The organism is Methanobrevibacter filiformis (genome assembly GCF_001639265.1).
GTDB classification, from domain to species: domain Archaea; phylum Methanobacteriota; class Methanobacteria; order Methanobacteriales; family Methanobacteriaceae; genus Methanacia; species Methanacia filiformis.
Genome location: NZ_LWMT01000210.1, coordinates 1 through 571, shown reverse-complemented (window position 1 = coordinate 571; position 571 = coordinate 1). Strand labels below are relative to the sequence as shown.

The following is a 571-nucleotide window of genomic DNA, read 5'->3' as shown; positions in this document are numbered from 1 at the left end:
ACCCCACCAAGAAAAAATAGAACCAATTGTAGAAGAAGTTTCTGAAATAAGAAAAAAATAAAGAAGCAATGTTTAATTTAAGGCAATTCTATAGAATCGATTAAATCCTTAACTTAACAGCTGTGCCTTAAAAACAAGAAATCAAATATTAAAAATCATTTTTTAAGATATTTTGCACGATATTTAACATGTTCTTTTCCAGTAACTAAGCAAAAATCAGCATCACATCGCGTACAAACCCACATTCCTTCTGGACATGTAGGATTCTGTTCAAACTTTAAAACACCTGTTTTTTTGGAGTAAGGACAGTAATTCTTGAATTTAGATGTATAATATTTATATGATCCTGTTTTACCACAGCTACATCTTCCAGTAGTCAGTACATATTTTGTAGTTACTTTTACATATGTAGGTCCAACTTTTTTAAACAATTTTTTTTTGTTTATTATTGGCTGTGCAATAATTATTTTTTGATTCTTTTTAGTTATGCTTAGTTTTAAATATTATGGGGTGTAATATATTATTAGTGTTTTTTAGTTTTTGTTGAGTTGGTGTTTATGGTTTTGCATGA

General features: G+C 27.8%; 1 protein-coding gene. It reads right to left on the bottom strand.

From position 1 onward, the window contains the following. Positions 1 to 155: 155 nt before the first annotated feature. Positions 156 to 431 (bottom strand): hypothetical protein, encoded by a 276-nt coding sequence (locus tag MBFIL_RS05470; RefSeq protein ID WP_066972230.1) that lies wholly within the window; start codon positions 429 to 431, stop codon positions 156 to 158. Between the last annotated feature and the right edge of the window lie 140 nt (positions 432 to 571).